Annotated in this window: 14 protein-coding genes and 1 tRNA gene; 7 read left to right on the top strand and 8 right to left on the bottom strand. The window is 30.6% G+C overall.

Translation table 11 applies throughout. The annotated features are described in order from the left end of the window. Positions 1-10 precede the first annotated feature (10 nt). Positions 11-2203, top strand: coding sequence for a DNA helicase RecQ (gene recQ, locus AC1EUV_RS06330; RefSeq protein WP_480197836.1), 2193 nt, complete (start codon positions 11-13; stop codon positions 2201-2203). On the opposite strand, the gene AC1EUV_RS06325 is transcribed toward recQ, so the two are convergent. Next, positions 2200-2889, bottom strand: coding sequence for a ZIP family metal transporter (locus tag AC1EUV_RS06325; protein WP_480197835.1), 690 nt, complete (start codon positions 2887-2889; stop codon positions 2200-2202). The two genes, recQ and AC1EUV_RS06325, sit on opposite strands and share 4 nt — an antisense overlap. Then, entirely contained in the window at positions 2886-3611 is a 726-nt protein-coding gene (locus AC1EUV_RS06320) for a class I SAM-dependent methyltransferase (protein ID WP_480197834.1), read from the bottom strand. The genes AC1EUV_RS06325 and AC1EUV_RS06320 overlap by 4 nt, the downstream gene beginning before the upstream one ends. A 111-nt stretch (positions 3612-3722) precedes the next feature. Between AC1EUV_RS06320 and AC1EUV_RS06315 the strand changes: the two genes are divergently transcribed. Together AC1EUV_RS06315 and AC1EUV_RS06310 are read left to right on the top strand one after the other, a co-directional pair. Continuing rightward, a complete protein-coding gene (locus AC1EUV_RS06315) occupies positions 3723-4880 on the top strand; it encodes a THUMP domain-containing class I SAM-dependent RNA methyltransferase (RefSeq protein WP_480197833.1) in 1158 nt (385 codons plus the stop codon). A 308-nt stretch (positions 4881-5188) separates the two neighbouring features. Then, positions 5189-5935, top strand: coding sequence for a M15 family metallopeptidase (locus AC1EUV_RS06310; RefSeq protein WP_480197832.1), 747 nt, complete (start codon positions 5189-5191; stop codon positions 5933-5935). A 54-nt stretch (positions 5936-5989) separates the two neighbouring features. Here AC1EUV_RS06310 and AC1EUV_RS06305 read toward each other — a convergent pair. After that, positions 5990-6063 (bottom strand) — tRNA-Met (locus tag AC1EUV_RS06305). Positions 6064-6192: 129 nt separating this feature from the next. On the opposite strand from AC1EUV_RS06305, the gene AC1EUV_RS06300 reads away from it, so the two are divergent. Further along, entirely contained in the window at positions 6193-6573 is a 381-nt protein-coding gene (locus AC1EUV_RS06300; protein ID WP_480197831.1) for an START-like domain-containing protein, read from the top strand. Positions 6574-6674: 101 nt separating this feature from the next. Beyond that, positions 6675-7502, top strand: coding sequence for an aminotransferase class IV (locus tag AC1EUV_RS06295; RefSeq protein ID WP_480197830.1), 828 nt, complete (start codon positions 6675-6677; stop codon positions 7500-7502). On the opposite strand, the gene AC1EUV_RS06290 is transcribed toward AC1EUV_RS06295, so the two are convergent. From AC1EUV_RS06290 to AC1EUV_RS06270, 5 genes are all read right to left on the bottom strand, one after another. Further along, a complete protein-coding gene (locus tag AC1EUV_RS06290) occupies positions 7499-8056 on the bottom strand; it encodes a YqgE/AlgH family protein (RefSeq protein WP_480197829.1) in 558 nt (185 codons plus the stop codon). The two genes, AC1EUV_RS06295 and AC1EUV_RS06290, sit on opposite strands and share 4 nt — an antisense overlap. A gap of 89 nt (positions 8057-8145) precedes the next feature. Next, complete coding sequence (locus AC1EUV_RS06285) at positions 8146-8418, bottom strand: HU family DNA-binding protein (protein ID WP_480197828.1); 273 nt, start codon at positions 8416-8418, stop codon at positions 8146-8148. Positions 8419-8606: 188 nt separating this feature from the next. Beyond that, entirely contained in the window at positions 8607-9551 is a 945-nt protein-coding gene (gene fmt, locus AC1EUV_RS06280) for a methionyl-tRNA formyltransferase (RefSeq protein WP_480197827.1), read from the bottom strand. Further along, positions 9544-11454 carry a RecQ family ATP-dependent DNA helicase gene (locus AC1EUV_RS06275; RefSeq protein WP_480197826.1) on the bottom strand — a complete coding sequence of 637 codons (1911 nt, stop codon included), beginning with the start codon at positions 11452-11454 and terminating at the stop codon, positions 9544-9546. Before AC1EUV_RS06275 ends, fmt begins: the two co-directional genes overlap by 8 nt. Further along, positions 11454-11993, bottom strand: a complete 540-nt coding sequence (locus tag AC1EUV_RS06270; protein WP_480197825.1) for an AAA family ATPase — start codon at positions 11991-11993, stop codon at positions 11454-11456. Before AC1EUV_RS06270 ends, AC1EUV_RS06275 begins: the two co-directional genes overlap by 1 nt. A gap of 135 nt (positions 11994-12128) precedes the next feature. On the opposite strand from AC1EUV_RS06270, the gene AC1EUV_RS06265 reads away from it, so the two are divergent. Next, entirely contained in the window at positions 12129-12410 is a 282-nt protein-coding gene (locus AC1EUV_RS06265; protein WP_480197824.1) for a DUF493 family protein, read from the top strand. 98 nt (positions 12411-12508) lie between these two features. Continuing rightward, positions 12509-14407, top strand: a complete 1899-nt coding sequence (locus tag AC1EUV_RS06260; RefSeq protein WP_480197823.1) for a peptidylprolyl isomerase — start codon at positions 12509-12511, stop codon at positions 14405-14407. Positions 14408-14430: the final 23 nt, after the last annotated feature.

Below are 14430 nucleotides of genomic sequence, written 5' to 3'. Positions count from 1 at the left end.
TTTACCGATTGTGACAAAATTAGACCTACATCAAGCTCTAAAGAAATATTTCGGTTTTTCTCAGTTTAAAGGATTGCAAGAACCGGTAATTAGTAGTATTTTAAATAAAGAAAATACGTTTGTAATAATGCCTACTGGTGGCGGTAAATCATTGTGTTATCAGTTACCAGCTTTGGTTCAAGATGGTACGGCAATTGTAGTTTCCCCTTTAATAGCTTTAATGAAAAATCAAGTAGACGCTTTACGCGGAATATCTACTGATCATGGTATAGCTCATGTATTGAATTCATCCTTGAATAAAACTCAGGTAAATCAAGTGATGGATGATATTCGTAATGGTATTACAAAATTATTATATGTGGCTCCAGAATCCTTAACAAAGGAAGAGTATGTAGATTTTTTAAAAGATCAAAATATATCATTTGTTGCTATAGACGAAGCTCATTGCATTTCAGAATGGGGTCATGATTTTAGACCAGAATACCGCAACCTTAGAAATATTATTAAAAAGATAGACGACGTACCAATAATAGGTTTAACGGCTACAGCTACTCCAAAAGTTCAAGAAGATATCTTAAAAAACTTAGGGATGTCTGATGCTACTACTTTTAAAGCGTCTTTTAATAGAGCCAATTTATTTTATGAAATACGCCCTAAGACAAAAGATGTACAAAAAGATATTATAAAGTTTGTACGACAATACACTGGTAAATCAGGTATTATCTATTGTTTGAGCCGTAAAATGGTAGAAGAAATTGCTCAGATCCTTCAAGTGAATGGTATTAAAGCAATACCGTATCATGCAGGGTTAGATGCTAAAACACGCGCTAAACACCAAGATATGTTTTTAATGGAAGATGCAGATGTGGTGGTAGCCACTATTGCTTTTGGTATGGGTATAGATAAGCCTGATGTACGTTTTGTAATTCATCATGATATTCCTAAAAGTTTAGAAAGTTATTATCAAGAGACTGGTAGAGCTGGTCGAGATGGAGGTGAAGGTTATTGTCTCGCATTTTATGCATATAAGGATATTGAAAAGTTAGAAAAGTTTCTTTCTGGAAAACCGGTAGCTGAACAGGAAATTGGCCATGCGTTACTTCAGGAAGTTGTTTCATACGCCGAAACATCGATGTCGCGTCGTAAATTCCTATTGCATTATTTCGGTGAAGAATTTGATGAAGTCAATGGCGAAGGTGCAGATATGGATGATAATGTACGTAATCCGAAAGCAAAAAAAGAAGCCAAAGATGATGTAAAAACATTGTTAGAGATTATTAGAGATACCAATCAAGAATATAAGTCTAAAGAGATTGTCAATGTAATTACGGGCAAAGAAAACGCATTGTTAAAATCGCGTAAAACGACCGATAAGCCTTTCTTTGGTATAGGTAAAGATAAAGATGCAAGTCATTGGATGGCATTAATTCGTCAAATTTTGGTGGCTGGCTATATCAGTAAAGAAATAGAACAATACGGAGTATTAAAGGTTACAGAAAAGGGATTGAATTTTATAGCAAAGCCCGAATCATTTATGATGACCGAAGATCATGCTTATGATGATGCAAATGACGCAACCATAGTAACTAATAAGAAAAGCTCTGGAGCTGTTGTAGATGAACAGTTAATGAGTATGCTAAAGGACCTTCGCAAAAGCATAGGTAAAAAGAAAGGTGTACCACCTTTTGCTGTCTTTCAGGACCCTTCTTTAGAAGATATGACGTTAAAATATCCTACCACCATTGCAGAATTATCTAACGTTCATGGAGTAGGAGATGGAAAGGCAAAAAAGTTTGGACAATCATTTGTTGACCTCATAGCAAGATATGTAGAGGAGAATGATATTATGAAACCTGATGATTTAGTGGTGAAATCTGCAGGATTGAATTCAGGATTAAAACTTTTTGTCATTCAAAATACCGATAAGAAAATCCCTTTATATGATATTGCCAAATCTAAAGGTTTGTCTATGGGTGAACTTACTAAAGAAATGGAACGTATTGTGTATATGGGAACTAAGCTTAATATAGATTATAGCATTGATGAACTACTGGATGAAGATCAGCAAGAAGAAATTTATGAATATTTTATGGAAGCTGAAAACGATAAAATTCAAGAAGCCTTAGATGAGTTTGATGGTGACTATGACGAAGAAGAACTACGGTTGATGCGAATAAAATTTATTAGCCAAGTAGCTAATTAATGTCCCAAATATTGCGTGCTTAAATAGGCAACTCCAAAGCCCACCAAAACTGCAATAAATTTTTTTATATTAAACTGATGATTTTGTGAACTTTCAAAAAGTATAGCGGTGGCAATATGTAAGAACACACCAATAATGACAGCAGTTATTTCAGTATGATATTCTTGAAAAAAAGTAAAATAATCAGGTATTAATGCACCTAGTGGACTCATTAATGCAAACCCAACTAAAATACCATAGATTGTTAATTTAGAGAGGTTTGTATGTAGTAGAAACGCAGCTAATACCAATGTTACTGGTATCTTATGAATAACAATACCCCAAAGCAACGTATTGTTTTCGCTGCCATGTAATGGAATACCCTCTACAAATGCATGAATACTTAAACTAATCAGTAATAACCAAGGTATAGTTTTTAAATCTCCATGTACATGCACATGACCATGTTCGGCACCTTTAGAAAAATATTCTAAAATGGTTTGTAGTAGAATTCCGAGAAGTATATAAATACCAATATTATGTTGATGACTTTCAAAGACTTCAGGTATTAAATGTAAAACTGTAATAGATAATAAGTAAGCGCCACTAAATGAAAGAAATAGTTGTATGGTTTTTGTTTTAGGTTTTAAGGCTAAAACAACTAAAAAGCCAACAATAACAGCTAAGATTAAAGCAATGTAATTCATTCTAAAACTAAAATTAGTCGGGGTGAATTTTCAGAATTAAATTCATTCAAATTATAGTCGCCAAAGATATGTTTTAATTTTAATCCTGCTTTTTGTATATAATTTTTAAAAGTTTTGAGGTTTATGTTTCGTACATATTCGGTAAAATGATGTGTTTCATTATCAGCTTTAAAGTGAATATCCTTTATTATAAAGTCAGTATTTATGGACCGTTTTATTTTAAATTCAACACCATCTTTTATTTGAACTTCTTCCTTAACTAGAAACTCTTTTACAAATTCTGTATTTAAAAAATCAATAACCAAAACACCATCTTTCTTTAACCCATTTTTTAGATTTTTAAGTACTTCTATGTTTACTTCATCATCATCAAAGTAGCCAAAGCTTGTGAATAGATTAAGAATAGCATTGTACTTACGCTTTAAAGAATTTCGCATATCGTGTACAACAAATTTTAACATACTATTCTCATATTGCTTGGCATGATTTATACTATTTTCTGATAAATCAGCACCAATTACATTATACCCTAGAGAATTTAAAAACACAGAATGACGACCTTTTCCGCAAGGTAAATCTAGAATTTTGCTATTTTTTTTTAGCTTTAAAAAAGCGGTGAGATTGCACATAAATAATTGTGCTTCGTCATCATTTCTATCTTTATATAGAATATGGTAGTACTTAGAGTTGAACCAATATTGAAACCAATTTTTATTATTCATTATAGATAATGCGTAGCACAAAAGTAAGAAATCAATCTATAGTAACCTCTATATGTAATACTGAACTTTATTCACAGTTAATTACTGTACTTTTGCAGAAATATTTTTAGAATGTACGAGAACTTTAAAATGGTCGCGAAAACCATGTTCGGTTTTGAAAGTTTGCTTGCAAAAGAACTACGACAATTAGGTGCTATGGATGTTAAAGAAGGTGTTCGCAGCGTATCGTTTGTTGGTGACAATGGGTTTATGTACAAAGCTAATTTGGCTTTACGCACATCTGTAAGAATCTTAAAACCAATACGAAAGTTTAAAGTTAGAAATGAAAACGATCTGTATAAGCAATTGCAGTTTATAAAATGGGAAAAATATTTTACTGAAAATGAAACTTTTGCTGTTGATGCGGTTGTAAATTCTGATAACTTCACACATTCTCATTATACTGCCTTAAAGTCTAAAGATGCTGTTGTTGATTATTTTAGAGATAAATTTGGTACGCGACCTAGTATAGATATCAAACATCCTAACGTTCAGTTAAATATACATATTCAAAGAGATTTTTGCACAGTCTCTTTAGATAGCTCAGGTGATTCTTTGCATAAGCGAGGTTATAAAAGCGCTACTAATATTGCACCTATTAATGAGGTTTTAGCTGCAGGTTTAGTATTATTAAGTGGTTATGATGGTACACAGCATTTTATTGATCCAATGTGTGGTAGCGGTACTATTTTAATAGAAGCAGCTATGATTGCCAATAATATTCCAGCAAGTATAAATCGACGTGAATTTGGCTTTGAACGTTGGAAAGACTTTGATGAAGAATTATTTGAGAAAATTAGAGAATCCTTATTAAAAAAGATACGCTCATCAGATAAAGAAATTATAGGGCTCGACAAAGCACCTTCCGCAGTTCGAAAAGCATTTGACAATGTTAAGAATGCTAATCTAGATGATTTTATCAAAATTGATCACGAGAATTTTTTCAATACTGAAAAAACAGTGGAAGGTAAAACCATAGTATTATTCAATCCTCCTTATGGTGAACGTTTAGAAATTGATGTTCCAATTTTTTATAAAGAAATTGGTAATACCTTAAAGCAAGGTTACACAGACACAGATGCATGGTTAATTACTTCAGATTTTGAGAAGGGACTTAAAAATGTTGGTCTAAGAACTTCTAAAAAAATCAAAGTATTTAATGGTAAACTTGAATGCCGTTTTGTAAAATACGAGATGTATAAAGGGAGTAAAAAAGATAAAAATCAGTAAATTGGTTACCTCTTAACAAATAAGATGTTGTTAATAAAGATATGTTAAGAGATCAATTTTAATTTTTTAATTATTTGATTTATAGATTTTTATTTTTATTTTTTTTGGTAACTTATATTTTATTACCATAAAAAATCATAGTTATTTTTGTTAATAAATTTGTTCTTCTTTCATAACGAAAACAACATCATTAAATTAATTTAGATTTTAGAAAATTTTAAAGCGAATCTTACTATTTGGGAGGAGTCATAGTGTTTCGTTTAGATTTAAAATTGTAAGAAGTTTTATTTGCTAACTGAAAGATTAAAGTGAACTCAAGAAGAAATTTTTTAAAATCATCTGCATTTACTGGCATTGCTATAATTGCCAGTCCCAATTTGGCATTTACAAACACAGAAGAAAATTTAAGTTTTACCGATAGAGATTTAATTGGTAGAGGCAGACCTGTGTTGTATGGTAAAGGCCATCGTTTATTAAAGAAAGCGCACCAAGCTTTTTCAGAAATGAATTATGAAGCTAGAAAGAGTGGCATGAATATACGTGTTGTTTCTAGTTATAGAAGTTTTAATCATCAAAACTTAATTTGGACACGTAAATATAAACGATATAGATCTAGAAAATTATCACCTAAAGAAGCTGTATTTAGTAATATAAGATATACTGCAATTCCTGGTAGCTCACGCCATCATTGGGGAACAGAGATAGATGTTGTTAATGGAAGTATTAAAACATCAAGATATCCGTTAAGCACTAAGAATTTTCATGGGTATGGTATTTATAAATCTTTTAGAGAGTGGATGGATGCGAATGCTCATAAATTTGGTTATTACCAAGTTTATACTAATGACCATACCAGAAGAGGTTTTAAATATGAACCTTGGCACTATAGTTTTGCAGAGTTAGGCAAGCCTATGTTAAAAGCATATAGAGAGAGAGAAGTGCAAGAGTTGCTTAAAAAGCAAGAATTGTTGGGTCGTCAGCATTTTACTGAAGACTTTATTAAAAAGTATACAAAAGATAATATAATGGGTATCAATCGAAACCTATTATTTTAACCATCAAAACTAAATTTAAATAAAAAACCCAAGCATCTGCTTGGGTTTTTTTTGTAGCGAGGAGCAGAATTGAACTGCCGACCTCAGGGTTATGAATCCTGCGCTCTAACCATCTGAGCTACCTCGCCGTTTTTTGCGGTTGCAAATATAAAAACAAATTTATTGGCTACAAGTAAACAGATTTAATTTTTTGCAAAAAGTTTTTTTTAAAATAAATAATATATATATTGTCAATCATTGTAAAATAGTAATCATTAATGTCTGATAAAGTTAAATTCGATATAGAGTTTCCGATACATTCGTCGCCAAGTTTTTTATACCAGTATTTATCTACGCCTGACGGACTAGGAGAGTGGTTCGCTGATAATGTGAATTCTCGTAGTGATGTGTTCACTTTTATTTGGGATGATTCTGAGGAACAAGCGAAAAGAGTATCGTATAAAACCAATGAAAGAATACGCTATAAGTGGTTAGAAGAAGAAGAGGATACCTATTTTGAATTCAGAATACAAGTTGATGCTATTACTAAAGATGTTTCATTAATTGTAACCGCTTTCTCGGATGAAGATGAAGTTGAAGAATCTAAAATGTTTTGGGAAAACCAAATATCTGAGCTAAAACATACTATCGGAGCTTAATTTTTAATTTATATAATATACTAGAGCCTTATTATAAGGCTTTTTTTGTGCTTAATTTTAAAGCATTGTGTATTTTTGTCCGTTCTTGATAAACTTTTTTCATGATAAATTATAACGGTAAAATTCTATCAAAATCTAATGCTTCAATTTCTATAGAAAATAGAGCTTTTAAATACGGTGACGCCGTATTTGAAACAGTTAAAGTAAGGAATGGAAAAGTGCTTTTTACAGAAGATCATTATTTTAGACTAATGGCATCTACTCGCATGTTACGAATGCATATGCCGATGAGTTTTACTTTAGAGTATTTTGAGAAAGAGATTCTTAATCTTTTGACTAAACTTAATTTAGATAATGCTCGTGTTCGTTTTTCGGTTTATAGAAAAGAAGGTGGTCTTTACACTCCGACCGATAATGAAACAGACTTTTTAATAGAAGCAACTAAACTAACTGAAAAAGTAGTTGAAGAGTACGAAGTAGAACTATTTAAAGATTATTATGTCTATTCAGGGTTATTGTCTACTATTAAATCAAATAATAGACTGATTAATGTAGTAGCAAGTATTTTTAAATCAGAAAATGGTTATGATAATTGTTTACTGCTAAATGAAAAAAAACAATTAGTTGAGGCTATTAATGGTAATATTTTTATTGTTAAAGGCACTACAGTTGTAACCCCCTCACTAGAAGAAGGATGTATTAAAGGTGTAATTAGAAAGAAATTAATAGAATTATTAAAAAAGGATAACGAATTCACAATAGAAGAAACTGCAATTTCCCCTTTTGAATTACAAAAAGCAGATGAAGTTTTTATAACTAATGCAATAGTTGGAATTCAATCGGTTACAAAGTATCGACGTAAAACTTATAAGACTGAGATATCTAAGAGATTAGGTGTAAAACTGAATGCAATGGCTTTGTTGGCTTAGTTTAGGCTTGGATTTTCAGGAGCATTGGCCCATAATTGATATTCACCGCCGAACTTCATCAATTCATCTTTCCAGAAATTTTTGTGTGATACGCCGAAGATGTTTTTGAATTTATTCTCTATTACTTTCCAAGAGGTAGTATCTAATTCATCTTGTAGTTGTTCTTTACTCCATCCAGAATAACCTAAAAAGAAACGAATATCTCTTGGTGATAAAATACCATCTTCTAATAATTTTTGAACACTATCAAAGTCACCGCCCCAAAAGATTCCACGTCCGATCTCAACGCTATCTGGTATTAACTCTGGGATGCGATGTACAAAATATAAATTCTCTTTAGAGACAGGACCGCCATTATAAATTCTAAGATCAGAATCTATTTCTGGAATCAAATCATTAATAGTATAAGTAGATGGTTTATTAATTATAAAGCCAACAGCACCTTCTTCATTATGTTCAGAAAGCAAAATAACTGATCTATTGAATGAAGAGTCATTCAGTATAGATGGTTCGGCCACTAGAAGTTTTCCTTTAGAAGGCTTTAATGTTAACATAAACAATTAATATTCAACTAATATAGTAAAATTTATAACAAAAAAAAACCTCCATTTATTGGAGGTTTTTTTATTTCTTTAAACTATTCTTAGTTCACAGAACCTTTTAATTCAGCACCTGGTCTAAACTTTACTACATTTTTTGCAGCAATTTTAATAGCTTTTCCAGTTTGTGGGTTTCTACCATCTCTTGCAGCTCTTTTAGAAACTGACCAAGAACCAAAACCTACTAAAGAAACTCTTCCTCCTTTTTTAAGTGTACCTTCTACACATCCTACCATACTTTCTAAAGCTTTTTTAGCAGCAGCTTTAGAAATTCCTGCGTCAGCCGCCATAGTTTCTACTAATTCTGATTTGTTCATAATTAAAAAATTAAATTGGTTAAATATTATTTTATGCTTTTCGAGAAAGCCCAACAAATATAGATTTTATAGGGTCTTACGCAAGATTTACTCTTAAAAAATGGATGTTTTGTTGATAAATTAGATGTTTTTGTTAATAAGCATCAATAAAACAATCTAAAATTTACTAAAACCCTATAAATAGGGGCTTACAGAACGTTTACACTCTCTTTAAATGTAAATCCGTTTAAAAAATCTGAAGCAAGCATTTTTCGTTTTCCTGAAAGTTGCAATTCTAGAATTTTTATATATCCTTTTTTTACAGCAATTTTTAACTCTTTTTTGGTATAAACAACTGTACCTATTTTATACTTATTACCAGCTTTTTCCTTTTCTGCTTGGTAAATTTTTAATTCAAATGATTCATCACCATTTTGTAAAATGGTCCAAGAAGCCGGATGTGGGCTTAATCCTCTAATTTTATTATAGATTTTTTTTCTTGATAGTTGCCAATCTATCCTACATGTTTCTTTGTATATTTTTGGAGCAGCTTTTAATTCTTTATCCGGTTGTTTTTCCGTTTTAACTTCATTTTCAGCAATTCTTTTTACAGTTTTTACAACTAATTTACTTCCAACATTCATTAATTTATCATGGAGATCACCAGCGGTATCATTTTTTTTAATTCGAACTTCTTTTTGCAAAATAATCTCTCCGGTATCAATTTTTTTGTCAATGAAAAAAGTAGTAACGCCAGTTTTCTTTTCACCATTAATTATTGCCCAATTTATTGGGGCAGCTCCACGATACTCCGGTAATAAAGAAGCATGAAGATTAAATGTGCCAAACTCAGGCATTTGCCAAACAATTTTTGGTAACATTCTAAATGCAACTACAATTTGTAGATTTGCTTTCAGTTTTTTAAGATTAGCTATAAAATCTTCATTTTTTAAATTTGTTGGTTGTAGAATAGTTAAGTTATTTTCTAAGGCAAATTTTTTAACAGCAGACTGATTCAATTTTCTACCTCTCCCAGCAGGTTTATCGGGTGCTGTAATAACACCAACTACATTATAATTATTTTGTAACAATGTACTTAGAGTGCCAACTGCAAAATCTGGCGTACCCATAAACACAATTCGTAAATCACGCATTAATAATAAGTTCAAATTTATTGTGCGAAGTTAGAGTAATTTTGTTCTTTTCCAATAAGAATTGTAGGGTAGTTAACACTTGATCTTTGTCAAGATATAGTTGTTCTATTATTTCTCTAGATGTGGCTGAACCAGACTCATTTAATAGTTGTAAAATCAATTCTGATGTCTTACCGTAGTCATAAGATTTAATATTAGAATTTTTAGGAGAACAAATATCACATGTACCACAAGGATCTATACTTGTATCATTAAAATAATTGAGTAATTTTACTGTTCTACATACCTTAGAATTATTTACATAATCTAATACGGCATCAAATTTTTGTTGCTTTATTTTATGACGCTGTTTAATGTTTCTTGAAATGCTATTAATTACAAAACTATCTTCTCTTGGTACTAAAAAATGTAGCATATAATCACTACTAATCATTTTATAATCGGCTATTTCATCATCGTGAATTTTCTTTAAAAAATTGACAACTGATTCTTTTGACATAGCCGTTTTATTTGAAATTATAAATTCATCAATCTTAATATGTTGATCGAAGAGACCTCCGTAAGTTCGTAGAATAGTCTTTATAAGCTTATCAATTTCTTCATATTGATGGCTATAATCAAATAATTGCTTTTGATTTACAATAAGTTTGAATGACGATCGTCTGTTGAAATTTTGGTTTAATTCAAGAACCCCTTCTTTTTGTAAAACATCAATAGTCGCAAAGGTTTCGGCATAAGGAAATTTGTATATATTACAAAATTCATTGAGATCAAACTGAAAAAAATCATCAGGATTTTCTCCATTAGCAACTCTATAATACTGATTTAGTTTTTGATAAACATTTTTTAAAAAATCTATAGAAATAATTCCTTTTTTAAATTGCTTCTCAAATTGATTTATAGTTGCTTCGTTATATAAAAGATGAGCTTTTGATCTTTGACCATTTCTGCCTGCTCTACCAGATTCTTGAAGATAATTCTCTAAACTAAAAGATAAATTGGCATGTATAATAGTAGCTACATTCGATTTATCTATACCCATTCCGAAAGCGTTTGTAGCTACCATTATTGGAGTCTTTTCATCTAACCAGTTCTGGTAGGCTTCTTGTTTTTCATTGATAAATAACCCTCCATGATAATAACTGCTTCTAAATCCATTTCGATTCAGATATTCGCTAATGTTTTTTGTGGCTTTTCTGTTACTTACATAAACTATAGCTGGTGATTTTTGCTCAGATAAAATCTGTCTTATTCTATAATTTATATCTTCAATTTTTTCAACCTTATATACTAGCTCGGGTCTTCTTAAGGTTTTACTAAACTGAACAATATCGTTTAATTCAAGGTTTGCTAGAATATCATTAGCTACTTTAGACGTAGCGGTTGCTGTGAGAGCAATAACCGTAGCATTTGGGTGTAATCTAATAAGTGTATTTGTTTTACGGTAAGCAGGCCTAAAATCATGCCCCCATTCAGAAATACAATGCGCCTCATCTATAGCAATAATATTGACATCTAATTGTTTAATTTTTTCTTGAATGAATTCAGATTGTAGTCTTTCGGGTGATAAGTATAAGAATTTATAACCACCATAGCGTAAATTATCGAATAGTTCTACAATTTCATTTTGCCTTAAAGAAGAGGTAAGTGCAAGTGCCTTAATATCTCTTTCTTTTAACCTTTTTACCTGATCTTCCATTAAGGCTACTAGAGGTGAGACCACAATACAAATACCCTTTTTTATTAGGGTAGGGATTTGAAAACAAATTGATTTACCGGCACCAGTTGGTAAGATAGCTAAAACATGTTTGCCTAATAAAACACTGGTGATTATCTCCTCTTGAGGTTCTTTAAAAGAATCATATTTCCAATATTTTTTGAGTACCTCTAATGGAGCAATCATTAATCATTTTTAATAGTTCTTAAAATAAAATCAATACGTTTGTCAACTGAGTCAATTGGTATTTCAATTACATGATAACCTAACTCTTCATAAGCATTTCTTAAATGATTATATATCGCTAGAGATTGTTCAAAGCTTTCGTAGCGTTCTTTATCTGTTATATAAATTTCTTCCCAAGGGGGCATTAAAAAAATAAGATCATATTTATACTTCTTGCTTTTTTTTATATAAACATCAGGACATTCAACACCTAAATAGTTCATATAAGCATGCACATCTGGAATACCTCTGTCAAAAAAAACAAGTTCATGCTTACTTTTATCGACTATTTTGAATTGTTTTTCTCTTCCTTTTAATAAAAGCTTGCTAAATAATAATGGGTCTTCCAAAAAGAGCTGTTCAACACCATCTTCTTGCGCCTTCTTGGTGACTTGTCTAGATATTTCTTCGATGCAATTGTATCCTCTTTCTATTAGCTCATTAATCACTGTAGTTTTGCCAGTACTCGGACCACCTGTTATTACTATTTTTTGCTGCATTTTCCTGTAAAAGTTTCTATCCTAACAAAGAAAAGAAAATATTTAGTTAAGAAGAATAATATCGGTAATTTTGTCATCACTTTTAAAGAAATTCAAATCGGTATTGCTTTTGAATGACTCAGTAAAACAATTATAATGACAAAAGAAGATGCTTTTTACCAAAAACTTAAGGCGAGTTTAGAAGAAACTACTACATTTCCGACAGAATATATGTACAAATTTATTATACCTTCTGATAAAGATAAAATGGCACAGATTGAAGATATTTTTGATTATACTGGAGCTGTAATAAATAAGAAGCCTTCTAAAACCGGAAAGTATAATAGTATTACAGTTAGAGTACAAATGAAAAATGCCGACGAAGTGATTGTAAAATATAAAGAAGTTTCTAGTGTAGAAGGAGTAATTTCTTTGTGATTTATTTAACAACAAAAATGAAAAATAAAAAATATTTTTGTTCGTTCTAAAATCTATTCACATTTTAAAGAATTAAGAAAATATTTTAGAGGAATTTGATGATGATATTTAATAGATTTGTTCTTTTAGTACTTTTATTAATAGGTACTTACAGTTATTCTCAAAGTAAAAAAGATATAATTTTTACTGTAGATTCTAACCCAGTTTATTCAACAGAATTTTTAAGGGTTTTTAATAAAAATAGAGATATTGTTGATGATCAAAACAAAAAAACAATTGATGAATATCTTGAGTTATATATTAACTATAAATTGAAATTGAAGCAAGCTTATGAATTAGGTTTAGATACAGTTGAAAGTTATAAAAAAGAGTTAGAAAAATATAGAGAACAACTTGTTCAACCTTACTTAAAGGATTCTAAAGTAACCAATGCTTTAGTGAAAGAAGCTTACAATAGAATGAAAATGGAGGTTAATGCTAGTCATATACTGGTTAAACTTGACCCTAAATCTTCACCTGTCGATACATTAAAGGCTTATAATAAGATAATGGAAGCGCGATCTAAAGTATTGGATGGAACACCGTTTAATGAAGTTGCCAAAATTTATTCTGAAGATCCTTCCGCACAAAAAAATGGAGGTGATTTGGGGTATTTTTCAGCTTTCGGAATGGTATATCCGTTTGAAAATGCTGCATATACAAATGAAATTGGTAAAGTTTCGCTGCCTTTTAAAACAAATTTCGGCTATCATATAATTAAAGTGAATGATAAAAGACCGTCTAAAGGTGAAATAGAAGTTGCACATATAATGGTCAAAAATAAAAAGGAAGATTCTCTATTTGCAAAAACTCAAATTGATGATATCTATGCCAAAATAAAACAAGGGGATAAGTTTGATTTTTTAGCTCGCAGGTATTCAGATGATAAGCAAAGTGCCATTAATGGAGGTAAACTAAGAAAATTTACCGCAAATAGAATGATTAAACCTTTTGCAGAAGTTTCCTTTTCTTTAGAAAACAAAGGTGATATTTCTAAGCCCTTTGAGACTCCTTATGGTTGGCACGTGGTTCGGTTAATTCAGAAGCATCCTTTAAAAACCTATGATGAGTTAAAGGATGAATTAACAAAAAAGATTGAAAATAGTGAACGTGCAAGAGCTATTGGCAAATCGGTGGCAGATGGTTTAAAGAAAGAGTTTCAGATCAATTATGTTAATGAGATAAAACGTGTCTTTTTACAAAATGATGCAGAAAAAATTGCCATTAATTCCGATAATATGATTTATTCTATTAATGGAGAAAAAGTAAAATTAAAAGACTTAGTTTCTTATAATAGTAAACAACGTAATAAATCTTTGAGAGCCTCATATAATGATTTTTTAGATCAAAAATTATTGAATCATTATAAGAATAATTTAGAAGAAAGAAATCAAGATTTTGCAATAACAATGCAAGAGTATAAAGATGGTTTACTATTGTTTGATCTTTTACAAGAAAAGGTTTGGAAACGTTCAGAAAAGGATACTCTAGCTTTACAAAAATATTTTAATGAGCACAGAGAAGACTATAAGCATAAAAAGCGTGGTGATCTTATCTTAGCTTCTTGCACAAAGTTTGAAAAAGCCGAATTGGTTAAGAAATATTTGAAAGAGAATAAATCTGTTGATGAAATTAAGAAATTAGTGAATGAAGGGCCAACAATTCATGTACTATTTTCAGAAGGTGTTATTGAAGCTGGTAATAAAAAACTACCAAAGAACTTTATATTAAAAAAAGGTGTTTCAGAAATATATAATGAAGAAAAGAACTTTTTTGTTGTAAGGGTTAATGAAGTATTAGAGCCGTCTTTAAAAGAATTAAATGAAGTCAAAGGGTTAGTCATGAATGATTTTCAAGATCAACTTGAAAAAGATTGGATAGCGGATTTGAGAAGTAAATATTCAGTAAAAGTTAACAAACGTACTCTAAAGAGATTAATAAAGCAAAATCCCAATTAGCAGATTTGACTAAAGTAGCTACA

The sequence above is a fragment of the Maritimimonas sp. 2304DJ26-3 genome (assembly GCF_056591635.1).
This window is presented reverse-complemented; position numbering and strand designations above follow the sequence as displayed.

Excerpts from the sequence above, each read along its gene's own strand:
- AC1EUV_RS06325 (WP_480197835.1), bottom strand. The coding sequence starts at position 2,889 with ATGAATTACATTGCTTTAATCTTAGCTGTTATTGTTGGCTTTTTAGTT.
- AC1EUV_RS06320 (WP_480197834.1), bottom strand. The coding sequence starts at position 3,611 with ATGAATAATAAAAATTGGTTTCAATATTGGTTCAACTCTAAGTACTAC.
- AC1EUV_RS06315 (WP_480197833.1), top strand. The coding sequence starts at position 3,723 with ATGTACGAGAACTTTAAAATGGTCGCGAAAACCATGTTCGGTTTTGAA.
- AC1EUV_RS06300 (WP_480197831.1), top strand. The coding sequence starts at position 6,193 with ATGTCTGATAAAGTTAAATTCGATATAGAGTTTCCGATACATTCGTCG.
- AC1EUV_RS06295 (WP_480197830.1), top strand. The coding sequence starts at position 6,675 with ATGATAAATTATAACGGTAAAATTCTATCAAAATCTAATGCTTCAATT.
- AC1EUV_RS06290 (WP_480197829.1), bottom strand. The coding sequence starts at position 8,056 with ATGTTAACATTAAAGCCTTCTAAAGGAAAACTTCTAGTGGCCGAACCA.
- AC1EUV_RS06285 (WP_480197828.1), bottom strand. The coding sequence starts at position 8,418 with ATGAACAAATCAGAATTAGTAGAAACTATGGCGGCTGACGCAGGAATT.
- fmt (WP_480197827.1), bottom strand. The coding sequence starts at position 9,551 with ATGCGTGATTTACGAATTGTGTTTATGGGTACGCCAGATTTTGCAGTT.
- AC1EUV_RS06275 (WP_480197826.1), bottom strand. The coding sequence starts at position 11,454 with ATGATTGCTCCATTAGAGGTACTCAAAAAATATTGGAAATATGATTCT.
- AC1EUV_RS06270 (WP_480197825.1), bottom strand. The coding sequence starts at position 11,993 with ATGCAGCAAAAAATAGTAATAACAGGTGGTCCGAGTACTGGCAAAACT.
- AC1EUV_RS06265 (WP_480197824.1), top strand. The coding sequence starts at position 12,129 with ATGACAAAAGAAGATGCTTTTTACCAAAAACTTAAGGCGAGTTTAGAA.
- AC1EUV_RS06260 (WP_480197823.1), top strand. The coding sequence starts at position 12,509 with ATGATGATATTTAATAGATTTGTTCTTTTAGTACTTTTATTAATAGGT.